This is a genomic window from Lysinibacillus sp. ACHW1.5 (assembly GCF_022014815.1).
GTDB lineage: Bacteria > Bacillota > Bacilli > Bacillales_A > Planococcaceae > Lysinibacillus > Lysinibacillus capsici.
In genome coordinates this window covers 384,799-408,583 of the sequence record NZ_CP091777.1, presented here as the reverse complement: position 1 = coordinate 408,583, position 23,785 = coordinate 384,799, and the positions used below count along the sequence as shown (strand labels likewise).

At 36.6% G+C, this 23,785-nt stretch carries 21 protein-coding genes and 1 riboswitch; of the genes, 8 read left to right on the top strand and 13 right to left on the bottom strand.

The genetic code is table 11. The features are described 5' to 3' along the window. Window positions 1–231 precede the first annotated feature (231 nt). Window positions 232–1,032 carry a TIGR00266 family protein gene (locus L6W14_RS01940; protein ID WP_004229711.1) on the top strand — a complete coding sequence of 267 codons (801 nt, stop codon included), beginning with the start codon at window positions 232–234 and terminating at the stop codon, window positions 1,030–1,032. A 38-nt stretch (window positions 1,033–1,070) separates the two neighbouring features. On the opposite strand, the gene L6W14_RS01935 is transcribed toward L6W14_RS01940, so the two are convergent. The 4 genes from L6W14_RS01935 to L6W14_RS01920 form a co-directional block, all read right to left on the bottom strand. Next, entirely contained in the window at window positions 1,071–2,033 is a 963-nt protein-coding gene (locus L6W14_RS01935) for a 2-hydroxyacid dehydrogenase (protein ID WP_131520694.1), read from the bottom strand. 216 nt (window positions 2,034–2,249) lie between these two features. Continuing rightward, a complete protein-coding gene (locus tag L6W14_RS01930) occupies window positions 2,250–3,542 on the bottom strand; it encodes a globin-coupled sensor protein (protein WP_131520693.1) in 1,293 nt (430 codons plus the stop codon). 294 nt (window positions 3,543–3,836) lie between these two features. Further along, window positions 3,837–4,673, bottom strand: a complete 837-nt coding sequence (locus L6W14_RS01925) for an undecaprenyl-diphosphate phosphatase (RefSeq protein WP_175400802.1) — start codon at window positions 4,671–4,673, stop codon at window positions 3,837–3,839. 104 nt (window positions 4,674–4,777) lie between these two features. Continuing rightward, window positions 4,778–5,857: a metallophosphoesterase gene (locus tag L6W14_RS01920; RefSeq protein ID WP_237899177.1), complete on the bottom strand. Its 1,080-nt coding sequence runs from the start codon at window positions 5,855–5,857 to the stop codon at window positions 4,778–4,780. A gap of 309 nt (window positions 5,858–6,166) precedes the next feature. On the opposite strand from L6W14_RS01920, the gene L6W14_RS01915 reads away from it, so the two are divergent. Next, a complete protein-coding gene (locus L6W14_RS01915) occupies window positions 6,167–7,315 on the top strand; it encodes an acyl-CoA dehydrogenase family protein (RefSeq protein WP_004229727.1) in 1,149 nt (382 codons plus the stop codon). 36 nt (window positions 7,316–7,351) lie between these two features. On the opposite strand, the gene L6W14_RS01910 is transcribed toward L6W14_RS01915, so the two are convergent. The 4 genes from L6W14_RS01910 to L6W14_RS01895 form a co-directional block, all read right to left on the bottom strand. Beyond that, complete coding sequence (locus L6W14_RS01910) at window positions 7,352–9,562, bottom strand: sensor histidine kinase (RefSeq protein ID WP_237899176.1); 2,211 nt, start codon at window positions 9,560–9,562, stop codon at window positions 7,352–7,354. Window positions 9,563–9,578: 16 nt separating this feature from the next. Next, window positions 9,579–9,734: a hypothetical protein gene (locus L6W14_RS01905; protein ID WP_193767359.1), complete on the bottom strand. Its 156-nt coding sequence runs from the start codon at window positions 9,732–9,734 to the stop codon at window positions 9,579–9,581. After that, on the bottom strand, window positions 9,712–10,404 hold the full coding sequence (locus L6W14_RS01900; protein ID WP_004229740.1) for a response regulator transcription factor: 693 nt from the start codon (window positions 10,402–10,404) through the stop codon (window positions 9,712–9,714). Before L6W14_RS01900 ends, L6W14_RS01905 begins: the two co-directional genes overlap by 23 nt. 76 nt (window positions 10,405–10,480) lie before the next feature. Continuing rightward, the gene (locus tag L6W14_RS01895; protein WP_131520690.1) at window positions 10,481–11,344 is read right to left on the bottom strand and encodes a DMT family transporter; all 864 of its coding nucleotides are present in this window, start codon (window positions 11,342–11,344) and stop codon (window positions 10,481–10,483) included. Between the two features lie 155 nt (window positions 11,345–11,499). Between L6W14_RS01895 and L6W14_RS01890 the strand changes: the two genes are divergently transcribed. Next, window positions 11,500–11,730, top strand: coding sequence for a MerR family transcriptional regulator (locus L6W14_RS01890; RefSeq protein ID WP_131520689.1), 231 nt, complete (start codon window positions 11,500–11,502; stop codon window positions 11,728–11,730). Between the two features lie 59 nt (window positions 11,731–11,789). Here the strand turns inward: L6W14_RS01890 and L6W14_RS01885 are convergent, their stop codons facing one another. The 3 genes from L6W14_RS01885 to L6W14_RS01875 all read right to left on the bottom strand — a co-directional run bounded on the left by L6W14_RS01885 (window position 11,790) and on the right by L6W14_RS01875 (window position 15,258). Continuing rightward, window positions 11,790–12,776, bottom strand: a complete 987-nt coding sequence (locus tag L6W14_RS01885) for a homoserine dehydrogenase (protein ID WP_066038433.1) — start codon at window positions 12,774–12,776, stop codon at window positions 11,790–11,792. A 463-nt stretch (window positions 12,777–13,239) separates the two neighbouring features. Further along, complete coding sequence (locus L6W14_RS01880) at window positions 13,240–13,623, bottom strand: hypothetical protein (protein ID WP_131520688.1); 384 nt, start codon at window positions 13,621–13,623, stop codon at window positions 13,240–13,242. A gap of 333 nt (window positions 13,624–13,956) precedes the next feature. Then, on the bottom strand, window positions 13,957–15,258 hold the full coding sequence (locus L6W14_RS01875; RefSeq protein ID WP_131520687.1) for an O-acetylhomoserine aminocarboxypropyltransferase/cysteine synthase family protein: 1,302 nt from the start codon (window positions 15,256–15,258) through the stop codon (window positions 13,957–13,959). A gap of 116 nt (window positions 15,259–15,374) precedes the next feature. After that, a riboswitch (SAM riboswitch) is annotated at window positions 15,375–15,488 on the bottom strand. A gap of 155 nt (window positions 15,489–15,643) precedes the next feature. On the opposite strand from L6W14_RS01875, the gene L6W14_RS01870 reads away from it, so the two are divergent. Together L6W14_RS01870 and L6W14_RS01865 are read left to right on the top strand one after the other, a co-directional pair. After that, a complete protein-coding gene (locus L6W14_RS01870; protein ID WP_131520686.1) occupies window positions 15,644–16,276 on the top strand; it encodes a glycerol-3-phosphate acyltransferase in 633 nt (210 codons plus the stop codon). A gap of 195 nt (window positions 16,277–16,471) precedes the next feature. After that, window positions 16,472–17,953, top strand: a complete 1,482-nt coding sequence (locus tag L6W14_RS01865) for a DASS family sodium-coupled anion symporter (RefSeq protein WP_131520685.1) — start codon at window positions 16,472–16,474, stop codon at window positions 17,951–17,953. Window positions 17,954–18,026: 73 nt separating this feature from the next. On the opposite strand, the gene L6W14_RS01860 is transcribed toward L6W14_RS01865, so the two are convergent. Next, the gene (locus tag L6W14_RS01860) at window positions 18,027–19,550 is read right to left on the bottom strand and encodes a succinyl-CoA:acetate CoA-transferase ScpC (RefSeq protein WP_131520684.1); all 1,524 of its coding nucleotides are present in this window, start codon (window positions 19,548–19,550) and stop codon (window positions 18,027–18,029) included. A 367-nt stretch (window positions 19,551–19,917) separates the two neighbouring features. Between L6W14_RS01860 and chrR the strand changes: the two genes are divergently transcribed. Continuing rightward, window positions 19,918–20,649, top strand: coding sequence for a class II chromate reductase ChrR (gene chrR, locus L6W14_RS01855; RefSeq protein WP_048393273.1), 732 nt, complete (start codon window positions 19,918–19,920; stop codon window positions 20,647–20,649). A 204-nt stretch (window positions 20,650–20,853) separates the two neighbouring features. Then, window positions 20,854–21,279, top strand: a complete 426-nt coding sequence (locus L6W14_RS01850; RefSeq protein WP_054549068.1) for a hypothetical protein — start codon at window positions 20,854–20,856, stop codon at window positions 21,277–21,279. A 41-nt stretch (window positions 21,280–21,320) separates the two neighbouring features. Here the strand turns inward: L6W14_RS01850 and L6W14_RS01845 are convergent, their stop codons facing one another. Continuing rightward, the gene (locus L6W14_RS01845; RefSeq protein ID WP_237899175.1) at window positions 21,321–23,000 is read right to left on the bottom strand and encodes a hypothetical protein; all 1,680 of its coding nucleotides are present in this window, start codon (window positions 22,998–23,000) and stop codon (window positions 21,321–21,323) included. Window positions 23,001–23,132: 132 nt separating this feature from the next. Between L6W14_RS01845 and L6W14_RS01840 the strand changes: the two genes are divergently transcribed. Beyond that, window positions 23,133–23,783 (top strand): lysoplasmalogenase, encoded by a 651-nt coding sequence (locus tag L6W14_RS01840; RefSeq protein WP_131520683.1) that lies wholly within the window; start codon window positions 23,133–23,135, stop codon window positions 23,781–23,783. Window positions 23,784–23,785: the final 2 nt, after the last annotated feature.

Below are 23,785 nucleotides of genomic sequence, written 5' to 3'. Positions count from 1 at the left end.
TTCCTTACCTCAATATAGAGGATGACTTCTGAATTTAGAAGCCTCTTAAGGTTATGTATATTCACAATACCCTTAGTTAAATGAAAATAAATAATACACATTCTAGTTTTTTATATTCGACATTTTCTAACTAATTCCCTTTTTTTCTAAAATATTTAATTTTCTATTGAAACCAATGTAGCTTATAATCGTATACAATATCATTAAATTTATTTTTGGAGGAATCCCTTTATGAATAATCATGAAATTGACTACAAGTTATTTGGTGACGACATGCAATATGTGCAAGTTGAGCTTGACCCTCAGGAAACAGTTGTTGCAGAAGCAGGAGCGTTAATGATGATGGATGATTCGATCCATATGGAAACTATTTTTGGTGACGGCTCACGAGGTGGCTCACAAAGTGGTCTAATGGGTAAATTATTAGGTGCCGGAAAACGCCTAATAACAGGCGAGAGCTTATTCATGACAACATTCACAAACGTTGGCTCAGGTAAGAAGCATGTTTATTTCGCATCACCATACCCTGGGAAGATTATTCCGATGGATTTAAGCCAATTAAATGGTAAAATTATCTGTCAAAAAGATGCATTCTTAGCTGCTGCTAAAGGGGTCTCTGTAGGCGTTGAATTTCAGAAAAAAATTGGAGTAGGCTTCTTCGGTGGTGAAGGCTTCATTATGCAAAAGCTAGAAGGTGACGGCATGGCGTTTGTTCATGCAGGAGGAGCCATTCATGAAAAAACATTACAACCAGGTGAAGTTTTACGTGTGGATACAGGATGTCTTGTAGCAATGACATCCAATGTAGATTACGATATTGAAATGGTTGGAGGCGTAAAAACAGCCCTGTTTGGAGGCGAAGGAATCTTCTTTGCTACATTACGTGGTCCTGGAACAGTGTGGGTACAATCATTACCATTTAGCCGTTTAGCCAGTCGTGTCTTTGCAGCTGCACCTATTTCGCAAGGTGGCGGCGGTCAATCTAAAGGTGAAGGCGGTATCGGTGGCTTATTCGATTTATTCAATAGATAAAAAAATGGAGCATATCTTTCACCGATATGCTCCTCTTTTTAATCAATTCGATTGGATATTGCCTTTCCTTGTCCATAAGCAGTCAAAGCTTTTACATTTAACATGAGCATAGCCGTTCTCGTTTCTAATGACGCGCTACCGATATGTGGCAGAGCTACTACATTTGGAAGTGTTAATAAAGGATGATCCATCGCAATTGGCTCTTGTTCAAACACATCTAGTCCTGCAGCCCAAAGCTTCCCATTTTTAAGAACATCGTACAGCGCATCCTCATCAATAATTCCACCCCGTGAGGCATTAATTAATACCGCATCTTCTTTCATCAAAGCAAGTTCCTTTGCACCAATGAGCCCTTCCGTATCACTATTATAAGGTGTCATAATCACAACAAAATCAGATTGCTTTAATAGATCCTCCAGCGAAACATACTGAAAGCCATACATTTCTTCTGCTTCATGACGACGTCTGCGATTATTATACAAAATTTTCATATCAAACCCTTTTGCTCTTCTAGCAACAGCTTGGCCAATTCTTCCCATGCCAATAATGCCAATTGTGGCTCCTGAAACATCCTTGCCAACCAGTTGCATTGGATACCAGCTTTTCCATTTGCCCTCACGTAAATATCTTTCACTTTCTGGAATTCTACGAGCAGTTGCAAGCAGTAAGCCAAATACTAAATCCGCAGTTGTATTAGTTAGAACTCCAGGCGTATTTGTCGCCATAATGCCTCGTTTTTTTAAAGCCTTCACATCGATATTATTATATCCAACTGCTAAATTCGTCACTAATTTTAAGTTGGGGGCATGCGAAAGTAATTCTTCATCTACTTGGTCAGCTATCGTTACCCACAGTACCTCACAGTCAGCGACAGCTGTGAGCAATTTTTCACGTGGAATCACAATTTCTTCCTCATCCCATTGTGAGATTTCATAAAACTCCTGTAGCAGTTCAACAATATGTGTAGGAAACTTACGTGTTATAAATAATTTCTTTTTCATGCTCCAAACACCCCTCTACTCAATTCCCTAATTCGCCTATAGCGTAACACTTAAAACAAGCATTTTCTAGGGGTTTTGTAATCTTCCTCTTTCTATAAAATTTGTTATTAGCTAATTCATCAGCCTATTAGTTGATTTATCCATAAAATAAGACCTTTTATCCTAATTCACATACTAAAAAACTATGCATAGATAGTATGCATAGCTATGTTTCTTTTAAAACTCTCTTATTGTTGTATTTAAGCGATTAGCCACCCCCGCTAATTCTTCCGAAGATTCACCAATCGATTCAATGATAGTAGCTAATTCAGATACTTGATTATCGACTTTTTGGAAATTTGAGATTGAATTTTCTACAGAGCCAGAAATCGCATCAAAAGCTTTTAGAGATTCAGCATTACGTTCGATACTACTATTTACAAGCTCCTGTATGTCCTGAATAGCTTGTACAACTTGTGTTGTGATACCATTTGACGTCATGATTAACTCAGCAATCTGTTCAACAGAACTTTTCGTTTGATCCGCAAGTTTGCGTACTTCGTTTGCAACAACTGCAAAGCCTTTACCATGCTCACCAGCACGTGCCGCCTCAATTGCAGAGTTTAACGCAAGTAAATTTGTTTGCCCAGAAATACTTTTCACAATTTCTACAACGGCATTTATTTTCGAAGAGGATGCATCTAATTGCTCCACCATATTTGCCATTTCTACGGTCTTATGATGAATCTTCCCTGTTTGCTCATTAATAGATATTATTTTAGTATAACCTTCACTAGACACTTTTTGCATTGATTCTGCTTCATACATACTTTCCTTCAAAGAAACGTTGACACGCTTTGCGCTATATACAAGTTCTGTTACTGTTTCAGTCGTAGTTTGTGATTGAACCTCTAATTGTGTAGAAATTCCGCCTATAACATCCTTTACATGGTCCCTAACATTATTGCGTTGTGTTTCAATTAGTATACTTGCATAGCTATCATATTCTTCTAAAACGATTTGTTGTTCAAAATTACATATTTTACTGATAGCATCACAAAACTTCTCTTCTTCGCCCTTTGGTAATCGTAGTTCATAGACTATTTTGCGAAGTGATTTCTCAAGTATTTGAAATGCAGCTAAATACCATTTCGGATATAAATTAATCTTTACATGCATTTTTGCCACACGTCTTCGCTTCTCTAAAAAGGCTTCATCTATTCGCCCCTCAAACATTTCAATAATATGATGACGTAATGTCTGACGTAAACGTTCGCTGGAGCTATGTGATTGAATGACCTTTTGTAAGGTAGGAACACTTTCTATTGCATGATAAAATGCCACTACCACTTCTACTACATTTCTTTCTACATATGGTTTTAAACTATTAATCAGCTGAAGATCATGCACACTTAACCCTACAAGATTTAATTGTAGTAAACGGTCTGGATCTTCTATAAAAATACCGATTGTTGTTTCATTGCTTATTTCAATTGTACTTTTCTTAGATCTATTGATAAGTTGAAACATTTTCTCCACCTCATATATTTAATCATATACCTTACTAAGTCTATATTCCTACTTTTTATAAAAAAACAACAAATAATTAGACACTTTATGTATCAATTATAATCTCAAAACATCTAAATGAACAATATGTAGGTAAATGTTGTCTAATATTATTATAATTTGCTATTAATTTATGCCGCAACATGATTCTTTATACTCATTATTTCTCACTTTATTGAAAAAACGGATGGATGATTCAATAATTTTAACGCAAAAAAAGCCACTGCTTCTTGAAGAAGAAGCGTGACTTATTGTTTACATGAAAATGATAACGCAAAGAACTGCGGCTAAAACTAAACGATAAATGGCAAAAGGCATTAATTTTACCTTTGAAATAAGCGCTAAGAAAAACTTAATGGACAGTAATGCAAATACGAACGAACTAATAAATCCTACAGCATAAAAGCCAAAATAGTCCATTGATAAAGTATCCCAGTTTTTCAAAACGGATACGAGGCTAGCTCCTGCCATGATTGGCACAGCCATAATGAATGTAAAATCGGCTGCAACACGGTGACTCATACCAAATAGTACCCCACCTGAAATCGTTGCACCTGAACGAGAAAAACCTGGCCATAGAGATAGGCATTGTACAAGTCCTACCTTAAATGCTAAACCATAAGAAATCTTATCTAAAGAATCTACTTTTGGTTTTCTCGGTGCCAACTTATCTGCAGCAATCATGAGAATTGCTCCTGCCACGAGTGCATAAACAACATGCTCTACTTTAAAAAGATGGTCGTCAATAAAATCCTTGAATGCAAAACCTAAGACAACTGCTGGTAGCATACCAACAATAACATGCAATAAGTTAAAGCGGCCATTTATGGACTTAGCTTGACCTTCAATTTTATATAAACCAACTAAGCTTAACATACGTTTCCACATAACTACAATAACCGCTAATATGGAACCAAGTTGTACAACAATTTTAAATGTGTTGGCAGGATATTTCCCTAAAAACTCCTCAGTCTTTAACCACATATCATCCACGATAATCATATGCCCCGTAGAAGATACTGGTGCAAATTCTGTCATACCCTCGACAAAGCCTAATATTAATGCTTTTAATAACTCTATAATTTCCACCATGTCACCTTACCTTTTTTAATCAAATACCCACTTATTATAAAATACTACGTTTTTATATACTACTGCCATTTCACCTAAGAAGCCGATTGTTAGATTATCACATACTATTTAAATGTTATATCTACTACCCAAAGCTCTGATCTACTGCCAATTCGCATCGGTGGGCCCCAGAAGCCATAGCCTGATGAAACAAGTGTATGCATCTGTTCCTTCAACTTATAACCATAATCCAGTTCAAATACACGAGCTGTTATAAATTGATTCGGCCACAGTTGTCCCTTGTGTGTATGACCAGACATATGTAAATCAACGCCCATTTCAGAAGGCGTGATCAAGTCGTCAGGTGTATGATTCATTACAAGCCATGGTAAATTAGCAGAAGGCTTTAGTACCTCAAGTGGTTTTCTTTCTTTATTCGTTCTGTCCTCTTGCCCTGTTAATATAAACGCATCTTCTATAAAAATTGTTTCATCTAGGAGCATTTTCACATTGGCATTTTCCATTTCCTTAATAAATTCAGGAATTTTTTTGCCATAATATTCATGGTTACCTACTATACCATATGTTCCATATGTAGATGTTAATTGCTTCATGACATCTGCCATACCCTCTTGAACAAACCATTTAGGGTCATCGTCCACAATATCCCCAGCTAACAACACGATATCTGGTTGTGCTTCATTAGCTAAACTTACAAAACGTTGTAAATGTCGTTTATGTGATAAAACACCTAAGTGAAAATCAGATGCTACAACAGCTCTTAGTGTGTTTAACTCACTATCTTGTTTATCAACAGTTATTTCTAAATGACGAACGACTGGAGAGTAGGCTAAATAGGAGCCAATGATACTTAACAAGAATAGGATTGCTACTGCTATACTACCTATTATTTGCACATTTTTAAAAGGCGTGAGCCAAATAATGAATTGTGCAACTAAACATAGCAATAAGCCATATTCAAAGATAAACATCCAATAATTACTGATTACAGAAAACACTCGTAATGACTCGTGTAATCTTCCGATTATAATACTAAAAGCAACAATATACAGCAATATCCAAAATAATACTGGAAAACGAAACCACCCCATTGCTACAAGCCACTGCTTTACTCCCCACCCTAAATAGAAAGTCAAAGCACTATAAATACTAATTAAAAGAACAGCGCCGATTACTTTTGGCATAACCAAGTCCTCTACTTTCTTTCTATAATTTAATTGATTATACCATTATACTTATCAATCATATTGCTTATAGCACTTGAATAATCTTCTAGAGAAAGTGGGAACTTGTCCATTTATTCTATGACAAATTTAAGTTTACCTTTTCATTTCATTCGTTACTCTCGTTTTACATGACATTACACTGTATATAGATGACATTTTCGTCATTTACATACTAAACGCCACTTTTATTTTCTCATTTCTTCCAGTAACATAGTAGGTGAACGAGCAAATTCGCGTATTTACGAAGAAAAAGGGGTGCTATTTCAAATGACACGATATAAATTTGAAACAACAGAGCATGAGCTATTTCGCAAAACCTTTCGTAAGTTTTTAGCTGAAGAAGCTGAACCGCATTATGCACAGTGGGAAAAGGATCATCTTATTCCGCTTTCTTTTTGGCGTAAGCTTGGTGATATGGGTTATCTTTGTCCACAAGTAGAAGAACAATATGGCGGACTAGGCTTGGATTTCAGCTTTGGCGTCATCATACAAGAAGAACTTGAACGTATAGGCTCAAGTCTTATCGGGGTTGGCCTGCATAATGATATTGTTGTCCCGTATATCGAAGCATATGGTACACACGAACAAAAATCTCGTTGGCTGCCAAAATGTGTTACAGGCGACTATATAACAGCTATTGCAATGACGGAGCCAGGTACAGGATCAGACTTGGCAAATATCAAAACGTCAGCCATTCGTGATGGGGACCATTATATTGTAAATGGTCAAAAAACCTTTATAACAAATGGCATCCATACAAACTTAGCAGTTGTCGCAGTAAAAACAAATCCTCAGGCTGAGAAAAAACATCGTGGTATTAGCCTACTTGTTATTGAAGAAGGCACACCTGGCTTTACAAAAGGAAGACAGCTCGAAAAAGTTGGTATGCATGCCCAAGATACAGCTGAACTCTATTTTGAAGATTGTCGAGTACCTGTTCAAAACCTACTTGGCGAAGAAGGCAAGGGCTTTCATTATATGATGGAAAAACTGCAGCAAGAGCGATTAGCAGTAGCGATTGCCGCACAAACAGCCGCTGAGGATATGCTTACGCTAACACTAGACTATGTGAAATCACGTCAGGCTTTTGGCAAAACAATTGGTGACTTCCAAAATACACAATTTAAAATAGCTGAAATGGCTACTAAAATCGAGCTTGGTAAATCATTTTTGGAATCATTGATTGAAGAGCATATTGCAGGCAATGATGTTGTGACAAAAGTTTCTATGGCAAAATACTGGATTACCGAAAATGCACGTGACCTCGCTACGCAATGTATGCAATTGCATGGTGGCTATGGCTATATGGAGGAATATAAGATTGCTAGAAGATATAGAGATATACCTGTTATGTCGATCTATGCTGGTACTAATGAAGTCATGAAGGTTATTATCGCCAAAAATTTAGGCCTATAATAAAAAAGGCGGCAGAAGTTTGCCGCCCTTTTACCATTAAACTGCTGGAATTCGAACGATTACTTTAAATAAATCGCCATCTACATCAATGCTCATTCTTGCTCCATGTAAATCGACAATGGATTGTGCAATGGCTAATCCAAGCCCTGAGCCCTCTGTATGACGTGAGGCATCTGCACGTTTAAAGCGTTCAAATAACTCCTCAGCATCTTCACTAATTTCATACTTTGCTACATTTTTCACCGTAAATTCAGCATCGCCATCTGCCGTACGCTTAAATGTCACATAAACACGCGTTCCCTCTAGCGCATACTTCAACACATTGACAATTAAATTATCAATAAGTCTCCACCATTTTTGACCATCCACATATGCAAAGATTGGATCATGAGGCATGGTCATTCGTAAATCTAGTTGTGACTGTGTTAAATCCTCTTTATGCTCCCCTACAGCTTGTTGGATAAGCTGTGTTAAATCTACTCGACTGCGGTGAAGTTCAATATTACCACTAGCCATTTTCGATACTTCAAAAAGGTCTTCAATCAGCACTTTTAAACGTTCAGATTTTTTATCCAGTATATGGATGTATTGTTTCCGTTCTTCCTCTGTAATATTTGGCTTCTTCAGTAAATCGGTATACGTAATTATAGAGGTTAAAGGAGTACGTAAATCATGACTCACATTTGTAATCAGCTCTGTTTTTAACCGCTCACTTTTCGCCTGCTCATGCATGGACGTACGCACACCTTCTCGTAAATGATTGAGGTTTTCTGCATGACCTGCAAGCGGAGATTTACCTTTTACCTTTACATCACGATTTAAACGTCCTTCAGCCATGTCCTTCGTATCTTTCATAATACGGTTTAAATAACCCATTCTTGATAGGAAAACAATCATAGCAGGAAATCCTATAAACATACAAATGCCAAGTACAAGGACTGGAAAAGCTCCGCCTCCTATCATGGTAGCAACAAGGCTACCACCTCCAAAGAAGGCTGCGGCTAGCATTACAATTGAATGTAATGCGATCGAACGATTAATAAATAAGTCAGTCAACGAATCCCCAAGTGACCATAAATAGCTCGATTTCACATTTTCCTCTAGCTTATTCAAAGTATTTACTCTTGTATACAACCAAATTAATTGCACGAAGAAAACACTACCAATTACCATTAAAACAACTATTTTAAAGCCAATATCGAGTATAAAACGGACATAATTATAATTATAAACAGAATTATATTCAATAGATTCAAAAACAACCTGGGCTGAAATGAAATACATAAGGCTCGTTATTAACAAAAGAATAATTTGTACATCGATTTTATACTTTGTTAAAAGATCTTTTTCCTTCATACTCGTAACTATCTGTAATAAGTCTTTACGCCCCCTCCATACAAAGACGGCCATTAAAATACTTGTGAGCCAAATAAAGTAATGAGTATATTGATTGCGTTGAAACTGTTGAAATTGTTGATATCCTCCCCGTATAACATCTTCTGACATAGCTGCTTTTTTTGAAATAGCTATTACACCTGTATATTCAGCTGTTTCGTAAAGATCATCTACATTCACGTATGTTTCGGTATTGTAAAAAATATCTCTTAAATTCTCACTGATATTCCATGCATATAGCGGTTTTCGATCAGTATACTTAATTTTATAGGCACTACTTTCGGTAACATCACCTGCACGGTACGTTTTACCAGTTTCTGTATTGGTCAACTCATAAGACCAATAGTCATAGTTTTTTCCAAAGTTTTTGGATTCACCTTTTGCGGCTTTAATATATTTATCAATGAGGGCTTCCTTTTCAGCAAGAATCTTTTTTCTTACATGCTCATCATCTTCAAAATTTGCTGTAATATCTTTAATTTTATTATCACGTTCAGACACTAGCTTTGTCTTTAATTCTGTAGCATTGGCATCTATAGCTTCCTGAATACGTTGTTCGTATTGTGCCTTAATATTATCGATTTGCTGTCCTAATGTACCATAATAATTACGATGATCTTCTATTTCAGTTTGAGTAATCTCAATTTTATTTTTCAATTCCTCTGCATTTGGTACATTAATTACTAACGGTCCTAGTTCTGCCGTGAAATTATCGATTTCATGTTGGAAATTTTCCGAATCAAAATATGATTTACCAATATACTGATAGCCCACATTATAAAAAGTAAAGACACCGAAAATTGTCCAAATTAAACACATTAATACGAGAAGAGATTTCCACTTTTTTACCATCCCTTTTTACACTCCTCTAAAAAATTCTTTCTAACAATTGTAAAACCTCTGAGGAGCGAGAATTGACAATTTGGTAGGCATAAACACCAAAATAAATGAGTCCAACAACGCCTGCAACAAACCCTGCAATTGTCATATACTTCTCTAGTTTATTTTTCCATTTTATAACCAACGCCCCATACCACCTTTAGATAGCGCGGATTTTTCGGATCAGCTTCAATTTTTTCACGTATTTTCCGAATGTGAACAGCTACAATATTTTCAGCATTATAAGCTTCCTCATTCCAAACACGTTCATAAATTTCACGAATCGAAAACACACGCCCTGCATTTTTCATTAATAGTTCTGTAATTTTATATTCTATCGGGGTTAGTCGAACTGGTTCTCCTTCTAGTACAACCTCTTTTGCCTCTTCATCAAGTACAAGTCCGTCTATTTCCACCTTTGTAGCTCCCTCACTATATGTTCCTAGCTGAACATAACGGCGCAGCTGAGATTTTACACGTGCCAATAGCTCTAATGGATGGAATGGCTTTGTCACATAATCATCTGCTCCAACTGATAATCCATGAATCTTATCGCCATCCTCCGCCTTAGCACTTAGCATGATAATGGGAATATTGCGCTCTTCTCTAATTTTAAAGGTTGCTGTAATTCCATCCATATTTGGCATCATGATATCTAAAATGATTAAATGTACTTCATTGTTCTCTAGCTTTTTTAATGCGTCTAAGCCATCTGCTGCTTTAATGACATGATAGCCTTCATTTTTTAAATAGATTTCAATACCATCACGAATATCTTGATCGTCATCTGTAACAAGAACTGTTAATTTCGTCATGATATACACCTCGCTCTCAAATATAAGTGTATCTTCTAAATCTTAAAAACCAGCTATTATAAAAATGAAGAATTTCTTAAGGTTTTAGCTTTTTTCTCCCACCCAATGTTAAAACAACAATGCCACCTAAAAGCATCGCTACTCCAAGCCAGGAAACTATACTTAAGTGTTCTCCAATTAAAAACACACCAAGAATTGCAGCAGTCAATGGTTCTGCTAATGAAAGTGTTACAGCTGAGGATGAACTAATTTTTTGTAGTCCACTTAAAAACAGGAAATACGCTACGCTTGTACACATAATCCCCATAAATAACATTGTCCATAAGTTGTGTACATTTACTAACCAGGAAAATCCACCTTGTAAAGAAAACGGCAGTAAAAACAAAGCGCAAATGGAGAAAGTCATAGCAACTGCGGGTAATGCCTCTTCTTGTGCCATTAATTTTTTACTTATGTTTGTGTAAAATGCAAAGGATAAACCTGCACAAAGCGCTAATGTGAATCCGCCAACGTGAACAGACTCCTCTCCATTATTCATAAACAATAAAAGACATCCGACAATGGCCATTAATGTCGCAAGTCCCCATACCGCTGTGGGACGTGTTTTCCATACTAGCCACTCCAAAACACCAGAAAACACTGGTGCACTACCAATAGTAGCAACAGTTCCAATGGCTATACCTGTTAGACGAATGGATGAGAAGAAAAGACCTTGGAAAAGTGCAATACTAGCCGCAGCTAAAATTGTCCATTTCCATGACCACCTTAAAAAATTAATTTTCCTCATTATAATCGTAATAGCTAATAATAAACTGCCACCAATTGCAGAACGAATCATGGCCACTGCTATTGGAGATACCCCTTGATCCAAATAGGTTTGGGCAGTACCTGTCATTCCCCATAGAATAGCTGCTAGTAATACAAACAATGAATTTAACATTTATCAACTCATCCCCACTCCACATCTTTATCCATACTAATCATACATATTTATCCAAAATCAAACAATTATCATTTTTACTTTTCTTTTAATTCCAATAGTATGTTTTCTCATGATTGGACGTTATAATAAAAACAGTAAAAGGAGCGAATCGTATGTACAAATCAATTGAAGAGACAGCTATTGATCTTGGTATGCCTGAGGATCAAGTAATGCGTCTAGTTTACGAAGGACGCATCCGTTCTGTTTACGATGGCCAACAAATTTTAATCAATAGTGGACAATTCAGCACTTATTTTAAACAATTGGAACGTATAAAAGAGGAAATTGAAATTTGGCGTGCTACCCCTATTCCAGAGGACATAGACGTCAAAGATGAAGACTAAAAGCCCACCATTCATACAATTGAACATTGTTGAATGGCGGGCCTTTTTTAAAGCTTTTATTAGATTGTCACAACAAATCCTGCTCTTTTCCCAATGATTTCAGCATAATCTTCTACCATGACACTCGCTGTTGGATACATTCCTGCTCCAGGACCGATTAATGTTAATGTACCAATATAGTTAGTCTCTAATGCCACCGCATTGAACACATCATCGACTGGATAAAGTGGATGCTCTTTATCAACTAGTTGAGGGCCTACTTTTGCAATAATCTTACCGTCAGCTAGTTTTTCCACTTCAGCTACATGGCGGTAACGTAGACCCTTTTCACATGCTTCATGAACTTGTTCTGCAGAGATACTATCGATCCCAATTACCTCTACATCTGACCAGTCAGGCTGCTCACCAAAAGCTAAGGCACTTAATATCATTAATTTTTTAAATGCATCCTGTCCAGATATATCATTATATGGATCTGCTTCGGCATAACCTAAGCCTTGTGCCTCTTTTAAAGCTGTTTCGAACGACCAGCCCTGTGCACGCATTTTTGTTAAAATATAATTACATGTGCCGTTTAAGACACCTTGAATACGACTTACATCATTTACAAGTAAGATATTTTTCATTGTTTTTATAACAGGTACGCCACCAGCAGTAGTAGCCTCATAGCCTACAAAAACGCCATTAGCTTTTGCAAGATCCTGCAACTCCAAACCTCGTTTGGCAAACATCACTTTATTGGCAGTAATAACATGACACTTATGTTCCACCGCTCGCTTTAAATAACTGTATGCAGGTTCTTCGTTCACAATTGCTTCAAACACAACCTGCATACCTGGCTCTGCTAAGACTTCATCCATACTTGTTGTCATTAAATGTGCTGTGCCTGGGACACGTTCACGACTAGCATCTGTCACTAAAATCTTCGCTACCTCTAATTCAATACCTAATTTATTTTTTAGCTCTTCTCGTTTTTCATTTAAAATATGGTAAATCCCCTGACCTACCGTTCCAAATCCTAAAATCGCTGCCTTTATAGTTGCCATTCTTATTATTCCCTCCAACTTACATTCCGCAGTTTCATTAAAGCTAACTCTCTATGGGGTTGTGTCATAACAATTTGACACCCACCGCAGCCTTTAGCCAACAACTCTCTTTGTATGAGTTTCGCTATTTCTATATGTGTTAGGACACATACAAATTCAAATAATTCAAAATTTAACTTAAAGAAAATTGTAACGCAAATACACACTTTGCACAAGAAAAATCTTTCTAGGAAGGACATTTGTTTTCTCTAGATGTGCAAAAGAAATCGGTTTCATTCCCTTTATTATACGTTTTATTAATCAATCTATAAGATTTGAACAAATATTGACTATTTACATTTCAATATATGAATGTCTTTCTTCTATTATATATATGTATGCTCAGACACTCATAACAATCCTTTTAAAGAAAAAACTCATTCCCTGTAGCAGCAGAGAATGAGCTTAAAAATATGAGGGGGTTTTAACTTGCTTTTGAAAGCAATTGATAACGATATTGTGCTAAAGCTTGTTGAACAAGACTAATCTCTTCTTCTGTAAAATTTGGTATTGCATACGTACGTTCCACTAATTGAAATGTACCATACTTCAAGTAAAACTCTGTCGCAGGAAGTGAGATATGGCTCACACCGTACTGTTCATAAGTCTCAAATACTTCCTTAACAGTAAAGTTTTCTTCTGTAAAAACATGTTCTTGAAATGCTGTATGACCAAAAACTTCCTGCCATTTTCTTTCGACTGATGTAAGAAGGTGTTGAATGGATTTATTGTTGACAAATACATGCCCTTCATTTAGCTCATATATTAGATAGGATACAATGTTTTGCGCACTATAGATGTTACCCATTTTAAACACTCCTTTATCATCAGTTTTTGGGAAGAGTAGTCACTGGCTAGGCAACTACCCTTCTATATATTCAAAAGTGGGGGAGCACTTATGAAAACATTTACCTTTTTTAAAAAGAATTTTCGTACCATTAACTTATTTCCTAGTATAGAACATGGATTTAAATAAGTCAACAATACATATATAATTACTTGGTATTATTTTTTATAAGGTTCTGATAATTAACGGGTGCAGTAATAGGTTGATGTAGCAGCGTTTAACGCATTACCAAATGAGGCTAATCGAATGAGAAAATACGTAAACGCCACAACATTCTACCATTTGTTTTAAATTTTAAGCTTCTACTGTTTGTTCAGCTGTTGTTGCCTGTGTAATGGCTTGATCTAAATCAGCAATAATATCCTCTACTGCCTCTAAACCGATGGATAAGCGAATGAGCGACTCGGTTACACCAGCTTGAACTAATTCGTCTGCTGATAGTTGCTGATGAGTAGTGGAAGCTGGATGAATAATTAATGACTTTGCATCACCTACATTTGCTACATGTGAGAATAATTTCACGCTATCAATAAGCTTTCGCCCAGCTTCTCGTCCACCCTTTATGCCAAATGTAAGCACTGAACCGAAGCCATTTCTTAAATATTTTTTTGCTAACCCATGTGTCGGAAAATCTTCTAGGCCATTATAATTTACATACTCCACAGATGGGTGGTTTTGTAAATACTCAGCCACTGCCAATGCATTTTCATTGTGTTTAGGGATACGCAGATGAAGCGTTTCTAACCCTTGCAATAAATTAAAGGCAGCATCAGCACTTAATGTTGGACCAAAATCACGTAATAATTGTACACGTAGCTTTGTAGCAAAGGCAGCAGAAGCTGTATCAATTCCATAACGTAGACCATGGTAAGAGGCATCTGGTTCAGTAAAACCAGGGAATCGACCGCTAGTCCAATCAAACTTACCAGCGTCTACAACAACGCCCCCTAAAGTTGTGCCATGACCTCCTATCCATTTAGTTGCTGAATGAACCACAACATCTGCACCGTATTCAATAGGTGTAGAACCGTAAGGAGAAGCGAACGTGCTGTCAATAATTAATGGTAGACCATTATCATGTGCAATTTTAGCTACTGCTTCAATATCTAAAACCTTTAAGCTTGGATTACCATAAACCTCTGCAAAGACAGCTTTTGTTTTATCAGTAATCGCCGCATTAAAATTCTCTGGGTTTGTTTCATCTACAAAAATCGTTTTAATACCATAGTTTGGTAATGTGTTAGCAAATAAATTATACGTACCACCATATAAAGAACTAGCTGCTACTATCTCATCACCAGCTCCAGCTAGATTTAAAATGGAAAATGCGATAGCTGCTGCACCAGATGAAAGTGCTACTGCTGCTGTTCCACCTTCCAATAAAGCCACACGTTTTTCAAACACATCAACTGTTGGATTGGTAATTCGTGTGTAAATGTTCCCTGCTTCCTCTAAGGCAAAAAGACGTTGCGCATGAGCAGTGTCTTTAAATACAAAAGCAGTTGAGCGATAGACTGGAACTGTGCGAGAACCCGTCACTGGGTCTGGCTCTTGACCACCATGCAACAGCAATGTTTCTGGTTTAAAATTTGTCATTGTGTACCTCCAAATGGTTATTTTTTTACGATGGTACCGGAGATGAGGAGGATTTTTCTGTAGAAAACAAAAACCCTCTTCAGCTAAGAAGAGGGTTGCGGTTGCAAGTTTTCCTCCCCTTATCTGCCAGATCCAAGTAAGAATCTGTAGGAATTAGCACCTTAGTAAGCTCATTGCTTACTGGTTGCCGGGCATCATAGGGCCTATCCCTCCGCCGCTCTTGATAAGAGTATGAGATTCAATTTCCATCGTTGTTACACAGTATAAACATAGAGTTTTTTTCTGTCAACATGTAAATTTTATTTTTTCCGAAACTTCTGTCTGCTCTTATACGTAATATGAACGCATACACTATTTTAGAAAAAATTTTGAGAGGAGTATTTTTATGGTAAAAGCCGTGATCATTTTTCTTATGATTGGCTATTTAATAGGCTGTATTCACGGCTCTAAAGTAGCCCAATTTTTATCGGGGGTTGATTTAAAAAAGGCTGGCCACGGTAATGCTGGTGCCTCTAATGCTACTCTTTCCCTCGGCTGGAAATATGGCGTTTTAGTAGCCCTCATCGATATAGGGAAAGGCGTTGTGGCTATTATAGGTGCACATTTTTATCTAGCGGACGCCATTCATTTAACAGAAGAACAGATTTGGCTGCTTACTTATATTATGGCTGCTGGGGTTATTTTAGGTCATAATTTCCCATTCTACATGGGCTTCAACGGCGGGAAAGGAACGGCCTCCATCATTGGTATTTTACTTGCCGTTGATTGGAAGATTGGTTTATTTGCACTTATTTTATTTGTTATTTTATCCTTTGCAACAAATTATTTAATTGTTGGTGTGCTAGAATTTTATCTCGTGTTTTGTACAGCAACTTATTTATGGATTCCTGGCATTGGTCCAACCATTATAGCTCTTTTTCTTTTTGGCATAGCCATCATCCTGCATCTTGAAAATATTAAACGATTAGTCAATGGCACAGAGCCTAAAGTAACTTCTGCCTTTAAGAAAAAGAAATAATATTTTATGGATATTTTTGTATTTTTTGTGACCATGTATTTTCTCTTTATCTACTCATATTGCTGTAAAAAACACCATTTTCACATAGATTTTTATCTACAATAAAATACATATATTCTTATCTTAATAAAACATTATACAGGCCGATGTTATGGATAATAATCGTCATTTTTATCGTAGAAAGGATGAGGAAATATGTCTTCACCAAAGCAAGCAGCTACAAAACTTAATTTAAAGCCACTATGGATTGGCTTGGCATTCGCGTTACTTATCATTATTACCTTTTTACCTAATAATGGTGATTTACCTATAGCTGGACAACGAGCTTTAGCCATTTTAGCTTTTGCAGTCATCCTTTGGGTTACAGAGGCCGTTTCATATCCTGTAAGCTCGGCCATGATCATTGCACTAGTAACTGTATTACTAGGACTCGCTCCGTCAATGGATGATCCAACTACAGAGCTAGGAACAGCTAGCGCATTAAAATTATCTTTAAGTGGCTTTAGTAATTCTGCCGTTGCTTTAGTAGCAGCAGCTCTTTTTCTAGCGGCAGCAATGCAAATTACTAATCTACATAAACGACTTGCTCTTTGGATTCTTTCACTGGTGGGAACGAAAACAAAAGCTATCGTATTTGGCGCTATTTTAGTCTCTATCGTCCTCGCATTTTTTGTACCCTCTGCTACAGCACGAGCTGGCGCGGTAGTACCGATATTGCTTGGAATGGTTGCAGCGTTTGGTTTACCACGTGATAGTCGGCTTGCTGCCTTGTTAGTTATTACTTCGGTACAAGCCGTTTCCATTTGGAATATCGGTATTAAGACTGCAGCAGCTCAAAATATGGTGGCCTTAAACTTTATCCAAGAGCAATTTAACGTGGATATTTCATGGGGTGCTTGGCTACTTTATGCCGCCCCCTTCTCAATTATTATGTCTATCTTTTTATTTTTCATTATGATTGCTTTAATTAAACCTGAGACTAGCAATATCGAAGGTGGTAAAGAGGTCATCAAAAAACAGCTTGCAGAGCTGGGCCCATTAAAGGCTCCTGAAATTCGTTTAATCATTACATCCGTAGTTTTACTATTTTTCTGGGCAACTGAAGGAAAGCTACATCCATTCGATACGACAACAGTCACAATTATTGCTATCGCTATTCTATTAATGCCCAAAATCGGTGTGTATTCATGGAAGGAAGTTGAGCCCCATATTCCATGGGGGACAATTATCGTCTTTGCGGTAGGTATTATGTTAGGAACCATTTTACTGAATACGCAAGGTGCTGCATGGTTATCAGATAAAGTTTTCGGTTCACTTGGGCTAGATACTATGCCTTTACTAGCAACCATTGCACTCGTAACTTTATTTAACATTTTGATTCATTTAGGCTTTGCAAGCGCAACTAGCTTAGCCTCAGCACTTATACCTGTGTTTATCGTTTTAGCCTCCACATTAACAGCTAATGTTGATCAAGTTGGTTTTGTTATTGTGCAACAATTCGTCATAAGCTTTGGCTTCCTATTACCAATTAGTGCACCACAAAACATGCTTGCCTATGGTACAGGTTCCTTTACAACAAAGGATTTCTTGAAATCTGGGATTCCATTAACCATTATCGGTTTCCTTCTCATACTTTTGTTCTCTGCAACTTATTGGAAATGGATTGGATTATTATAAGACTTTCATTAAATTAAAACGTAAAAGCCTTGAAGAAACAGACTATCTGTCCTTCAAGGCTTTTAATTTAATACTATTGTTTCGTAAAAGCAGGGTCCTTCATCGTACCGTTTTTCGCATAATTAACGTGCCATGATAGTGCTTTTTCTAGGTCATGTGGAGTGTGATGTCCACCCGTTGCCTCATTGGCATCATTAAAGTACTGCCACAGTTGCTCCTTGTAATCAGGATGTGCACAATTATCAATGATAAGTCCCACTCGTTCTTTTGGAGCAAGTCCTCGTAAATCTGCTACGCCCTGTTCAGTTACAATGACATCAACATCATGCTCCGTATGATCCACATGTGAGACCATTGGGACAATACTCGAAATATCTCCACCCTTAGCATAAGACTTTGTCACGAAAATTCCTAAACGTGCATTACGAGCAAAGTCACCAGACCCTCCGATACCATTCATCATCTTTGTACCAGAAACGTGTGTGGAATTCACATTGCCGTAAATATCTAATTCCAATGCCGTATTCACTGAAATTAATCCGAGTCGACGAATAATTTCAGGCTGATTTGAAATTTCTTGAGGGCGCAGCACCAATTTATCAGCATATTTTTCAAAATTCCCATAAACACGGTTTCCTACTTGCTCAGAAAGGGTAATAGAAGTTGCAGATGCAAAATTCACTTTCCCTGCATCCATTAATTCAAATACTGCATCCTGGAGAACTTCAGAATAAACTTCTAAGTTCTCAAACTCAGAGTCTTTAAAGCCTAGCAATACAGCATTTGCTACTGAACCTACACCAGATTGAATTGGTCGCAAACTTGTAGTTAAGCGACCTACTTTAATCTCTTCACGTAGGAAATTTAATAAGTGATTAGCCATAACATCTGTCTCTTCATCCGCAGGGACAATTGTTGATGGCGCATCTAATATATCCGAAATGACGATGCCTTTTACTTTATCTAAATCTAGTGGAATTCCAATTATACCAAGACGATCAGAAACATTCTGTAAAGGAATTGGATCACGTTTTCCTTGTTGTGCAGGTACATAAATATCATGTATACCCTCTAATGCATCAAGCTGTGCTACGTTTAATTCAATGATGACTTGGTCTGCTTCTTGCACAAAAATAGGAGAGTTACCAACTGATGTTGTAGGAATTAATAAGCCTTCTTCTGTAATAGCAGCAGCTTCAATGATCGCAAAATCAATTGGTCCAATAATACCTTGACGAACAAGCTCAGCATTATGGGAAAGATGGGCATCGACAAATGTGATATCACCACTATTGATTTTATTACGAATACCAGAATCTGCTTGGAAAGGACCGCGCTTACGAATGACCCCTGCTTCCGCTAAATATTGGTCTACCTCAGGTCCAAGTGATGCACCTGTAAAGACATCTACTTGAAAATCCTCTTTTTTTGCTTTTTCTACAAGTGCAAGAGGTACAACCTTAACATCGCCAGCACGTGTGAATCCGCTCATCCCTAATACCATGCCATCCTTAATCCAAGAAGCTGCTTCTTCTGCTGTTACAACCTTGCTTCGTAATTGTTCATGACGAAGCTTTTTCGCTAACTTTTCTTCCATTCCCTATTCCTCCATTCCACTTTATTTTTGTTCAACTTGCATATTTGGTTCCAGTAAATCTGTGACATCCGTCAGAGAGTGTATCTTTATTCCAGGAGGATCTCATCACCTAATAGCTAATGCTGTCTAAACATTTGTGAATAAAGATCATGTAATTTTTGGTAGCACAACCAAATAAACAGTCGCTTCTATAATTTTATACTATTTAGAATATTTAATCTATATCAAATGAAATATTTTACTTTACGAGATAATTTCGACATTTATAAATTATTTATAAATAACTTTTTGTTCCTCATTATTCGATTTTGCTAGAAAAGCATGCTATGCTCAAGGTATAGAACAGACACAAAGGAGAGAGTTTTTAATGGTTAAAGAACTATTACGTAGCCATTCCTCGGTACGCATCTATGATGGAGAACCGATTTCAAAAGAAATCATTGAAGATTTAATTGGAACAGCACAAATGGCTGCAACATCACATTTTGTGCAAGCCTATAGTGTAATATGGGTAACAGATGCAGATAAAAAGGAAAAATTAGGCTTACTCTCTGGTAATCCACGTCAATATGAAACTTCAGGTGGGGCATTTGTTTTTTGCGTAGATTTCAAGCGACTTCAAATGGCTGGGAAACTAGAGGGAGTGGATATTGTAGCTGATTCTGCTGAAAATGTCCTTGTTGGGGTAGCAGATGTATCATTGTTTGCACAGAATTTTGTTATTGCGGCTGAATCAATGGGTTATGGCATTTGCTATATTGGAGGTGTACGCAATAAACCTTCTGAAATCAGTGAATTATTTAATCTGCCTGATCACGTTTTCCCATTATTCGGGCTAACAATCGGCGTTCCTGCACGTCGCAATGAGGTAAAACCTCGTTTACCTGTATCTGCTGTATTACATGAAAATGAATACAATGTTGAAAAATATGAAGAACTCTTACCAGCCTACAACGAGGAAATGGAAATATATTATAACAGCCGCTCGTCTAACAGAAAAATTGATAACTGGACAAAACAGATGGCTGATTTTTTAATTGAACAACGACGTCCACATATCAAAGAGTTTTTAGCAACTAAAGGGTTTAATTGGAAATAAACGAACGAAAATGGAGTTACTATCGTATGATAATAATTCCATTTTTTACATAAAAATATTACCCATATATATTCAATCTAGGGATATTGCCACAATTACTTCTATAAATCTAACCTTAAATTAAACGAAAAGACTCTTTCCTTTTCCAGCTATTCCATTCATATTAATAAATGATACCTATTAAAGAAAGGAGTTATAGAAACAATGTCCAATATCAATAAACATCTTGCTCGCACCTTAGAACAACAGCATAAGAGAAGTGTAAGAGGTTTATTCTTAAAAATTGAAGACTTAAATAATGAATGCACCCAATTAAGAAAAAGACTGGAGCCACATATTGATTTGAATGTATATAAAAAACCCATTGATTATGTCAATCAGTTCGTTTCTCACACTACTATACTCAATTTAAAATTCGTTACGAATACACAGAATTTAGAAGTAGTTGTCTTGCATGCTCTTTTATTATCCTATATTTTAGAAAACACTCAAAGCCATGCTTTTGAATATGAAGATAAATTGTTACAGGGGTATATACAAGAAATCTTTACACTAAATGATCATGCAAAAAGACTATTTATGAACCATAGAGAAAAGATGCTTACCTATGTTCAAGGGCAAGCTACATAAAAAAGACGATCTTCGTAATATCAAGATCGTCTTTTGTTCTTTTATTGTAGTCCTCTAATTATAAGAGAGCGAACTGGTAGGAACTGCTCTCCTGTATCTCCATAAGTGAGTATTACCTCATCACCCTCCTGTAAATAAATTGCTAAAGGTTCTGTTTCGGCACTCACTAAATAATTTTCACCATTGTTTAATAAGAAAGATACAGTTGTAAAATCGCCTAGACGTTCTTTATATACACGTAATACCTTACCACTTATTTGTTTTTCCTCAGCACTTGAGCTACCATCTACAGTATTTCCTCCTCGACTTAAGGCTGTTTTATATAATTTCAATGCCTCCTTAGGAGTAGTAGCGTAAACGGAAATTTCAGGATTGGCTGCAGAAACAATAAAATAGTTTTGTAAGAAACCATTGGAATCTAGCACCGCTGTCAGCCAGCTCGCTTCTCCATAAAAGTTATACAACACTGGCATTTCGCCACTCCATTTTTTCTCGATAAATTTCTTCTCTATTATTTGTAAATTACCTTGTGAATCCATATAACTTGAGTCTTGATTCCCTGTATAGTATGTTGCATCCCCTGTTCGTGCGTTAGTTAGTGAATAGCCTAACATTGAATCTACACCTTCTTTAGGACTTGTAAAATCTGTAAAGTAATACATATCACCCTTCTCATCGAAAATCGGGCTAACATTCGATTCTGTTCCTTCATCAGAAGGAATCTTTACATCCTTTTTACCAAACATACTATTCCAAAAACCATGTACATAATTACCGAAATAACTGTTTTGTAAACTTACTGTCTCTGGTGATACAGCACCATCAATAAATTCAGGTATTTGATCCAGTTTAATGACCTCTGATTTCCCCGTCAGCGCATCAACCAAGACAATTCCTTTTACATCAAAGCCATTACGCGCAGAAATAAATTCCCCATATGAGCGAATATAGTATGGCTTTCCTTCATCATCTACTTCCAGCTGTACGTCACCGTAAAAAATTAGGAATGGATGTTGTAAACGAATATGACGTTCTAAATTAGCATTTAAATATGCAGAAGGCACATATTTCATTTCCTCTTTAATAAATTTAGGATTATCCGCAGAATCTGTAGCACTCATTATGAAGTAACCAGGTGTTGTACCACCGTTCATCCATTTAAAGAATCCAGAAAATTCAACTGGTGCAATATAAACATATTCGCCCTTCACCTTTTGAATTTGTAAGCGTCCTAATTCATAGTAGCTCGTATTTGGCACTTGTCCGAAAGCCTTTTTCATTTTATTACGAGCAAATTTCGGTGGTACACTTGCAGGTGTTTGTGTCTCATCGAATGGTTTTATTTCAACTTCTTCCTTCATTTCGGATGACTTAAATTTTTCATTAGCATTCCATAAGGGTGCTGATAAAACATACACAGCTACCCCTAAACTTGCTAAAAATAAAACACCTTTTATTTTCCGTTCGATACCACTTGCTAGCAGAGCACCCGCTAACGTTAATAAAATAATAGCCGGCCAAAAAACAAGCCAATTTACATCAATTTTTGTTACATATAACGTAATCCCTGTGGCTAAAAACCCTAGTATAAAGACTCCTATAAAAAAATATCCTATTACTTTTTTCGATTGTCCATCTTCTCGCTTCTTCGTAATAAGCGGTGTCACTAACACACTTGCGATCAATGCAATGACTGCAGAAGCTATCAGTAGCTTAGTCATTTGGTTCATCCTCTCTTCTTCTTTCTCACTACTTACTTTACGGTTACATACTAAAAAAGTTTCATACATACGTTGTACAGAAAGGAATTCTACCATAAATATTGAATTTCAAAAGGAAAGGAGCTGAAAAATTTGTTAAAAAAATTATTAATCAGTGTCATTATTTTATTGGGTCTTTATTATATTTTTCTCTTTTCCCATATTGCTGAAAGTTTAAAACTCATCTTTAAAGTGATTCCTATGTTGCTCATCATTATTTTAGCTGCGATTCAGAAGCCATTACATATTAAAAAATACCAACTTTTGATTATTGCTGGGCTTGTATTCTGCATGATTGGAGACTATACATTGCAGTGGTTTTTAATCGGTCTAACTAGCTTTCTTATCGGGCATATCTTTTATATTTTTGCTTTCTCTACTGCAAATGAGCGGCATGTACCAACTTGGGCAAAGATACTTTTATTACTCTATGGAACAAGTATGGCTATATGGATTGCGGGATCTGTCTTTAAAACAGGTGAAACCATACTTGGTATTGCCGTAATCGCCTACATTTCTGTGATACTCACAATGGGATGGACAGCTATTAAAACTGGATCTACTCTGGCAACAATTGGTGCAATATTATTTATTGCATCTGATTCTTATTTAGCTATTAACAAATTTGTCATGCCACTAGCATTTTCTCATGAAATTATCATGCTGACTTATTATAGCGCCCAATTACTTATTGCTTTAAGTATCCTTCAATATTCCGAAATCCGAAGTAAAGTGTTACAATAATA

What these genes read in the sequence shown, in the direction of transcription:
- L6W14_RS01940 (WP_004229711.1), top strand. Translation starts at nt 232, where the DNA reads ATGAATAATCATGAAATTGACTACAAGTTATTTGGTGACGACATGCAA.
- L6W14_RS01935 (WP_131520694.1), bottom strand. Translation starts at nt 2,033, where the DNA reads ATGAAAAAGAAATTATTTATAACACGTAAGTTTCCTACACATATTGTT.
- L6W14_RS01930 (WP_131520693.1), bottom strand. Translation starts at nt 3,542, where the DNA reads ATGTTTCAACTTATCAATAGATCTAAGAAAAGTACAATTGAAATAAGC.
- L6W14_RS01925 (WP_175400802.1), bottom strand. Translation starts at nt 4,673, where the DNA reads ATGGTGGAAATTATAGAGTTATTAAAAGCATTAATATTAGGCTTTGTC.
- L6W14_RS01920 (WP_237899177.1), bottom strand. Translation starts at nt 5,857, where the DNA reads ATGCCAAAAGTAATCGGCGCTGTTCTTTTAATTAGTATTTATAGTGCT.
- L6W14_RS01915 (WP_004229727.1), top strand. Translation starts at nt 6,167, where the DNA reads ATGACACGATATAAATTTGAAACAACAGAGCATGAGCTATTTCGCAAA.
- L6W14_RS01910 (WP_237899176.1), bottom strand. Translation starts at nt 9,562, where the DNA reads ATGGTAAAAAAGTGGAAATCTCTTCTCGTATTAATGTGTTTAATTTGG.
- L6W14_RS01900 (WP_004229740.1), bottom strand. Translation starts at nt 10,404, where the DNA reads ATGACGAAATTAACAGTTCTTGTTACAGATGACGATCAAGATATTCGT.
- L6W14_RS01895 (WP_131520690.1), bottom strand. Translation starts at nt 11,344, where the DNA reads ATGTTAAATTCATTGTTTGTATTACTAGCAGCTATTCTATGGGGAATG.
- L6W14_RS01890 (WP_131520689.1), top strand. Translation starts at nt 11,500, where the DNA reads ATGTACAAATCAATTGAAGAGACAGCTATTGATCTTGGTATGCCTGAG.
- L6W14_RS01885 (WP_066038433.1), bottom strand. Translation starts at nt 12,776, where the DNA reads ATGGCAACTATAAAGGCAGCGATTTTAGGATTTGGAACGGTAGGTCAG.
- L6W14_RS01880 (WP_131520688.1), bottom strand. Translation starts at nt 13,623, where the DNA reads ATGGGTAACATCTATAGTGCGCAAAACATTGTATCCTATCTAATATAT.
- L6W14_RS01875 (WP_131520687.1), bottom strand. Translation starts at nt 15,258, where the DNA reads ATGACAAATTTTAAACCAGAAACATTGCTGTTGCATGGTGGTCAAGAG.
- L6W14_RS01870 (WP_131520686.1), top strand. Translation starts at nt 15,644, where the DNA reads ATGGTAAAAGCCGTGATCATTTTTCTTATGATTGGCTATTTAATAGGC.
- L6W14_RS01865 (WP_131520685.1), top strand. Translation starts at nt 16,472, where the DNA reads ATGTCTTCACCAAAGCAAGCAGCTACAAAACTTAATTTAAAGCCACTA.
- L6W14_RS01860 (WP_131520684.1), bottom strand. Translation starts at nt 19,550, where the DNA reads ATGGAAGAAAAGTTAGCGAAAAAGCTTCGTCATGAACAATTACGAAGC.
- chrR (WP_048393273.1), top strand. Translation starts at nt 19,918, where the DNA reads ATGGTTAAAGAACTATTACGTAGCCATTCCTCGGTACGCATCTATGAT.
- L6W14_RS01850 (WP_054549068.1), top strand. Translation starts at nt 20,854, where the DNA reads ATGTCCAATATCAATAAACATCTTGCTCGCACCTTAGAACAACAGCAT.
- L6W14_RS01845 (WP_237899175.1), bottom strand. Translation starts at nt 23,000, where the DNA reads ATGACTAAGCTACTGATAGCTTCTGCAGTCATTGCATTGATCGCAAGT.